Raw genomic sequence first — 390 nt, 5'->3', positions numbered from 1 at the left:
GCACCTTCAATGACGACATCTTTGAAGGAGTCGAAAGCTTTGAACTCGATGTGACGGTAATGGGTAGCATCGGTGATAACAATGAAGCACTCAACCTCAGTGATAGCGGCGACGCAACCATCATAGACGATGGCGGTGAAGTTAATAATGACACACCAGTGCTCACCGTGAGCGACGCTGGCCAAGTGGTCGAAGGCAATCCAGCTCAGTTTGATGTCTCACTCGATAAAGAAGTCGATGGCACCTTGAACTACGTCTTTACGCTCGATGTCGACGAACCACTCACGGCAGAGATGGCGGACTTCTTAGCCAATGGTAACCTCACCGTGAGTTACACCGACAGTAACGGCCCTCAATCCTTCCCGATCAGTAACGGTGGTAACCTCGATA

The 390-nt window shown here is 50.5% G+C and carries 1 protein-coding gene; it reads left to right on the top strand.

The window, feature by feature from the left end; genetic code table 11:
• On the top strand, positions 1–390 hold a 390-nt coding region (locus ELS82_RS26665), incomplete at both ends, for a hypothetical protein (RefSeq protein WP_208733342.1).

The sequence above is a fragment of the Vibrio ouci genome, from assembly GCF_004551525.1.
GTDB lineage: Bacteria > Pseudomonadota > Gammaproteobacteria > Enterobacterales > Vibrionaceae > Vibrio > Vibrio ouci.
This window is presented reverse-complemented; position numbering and strand designations above follow the sequence as displayed.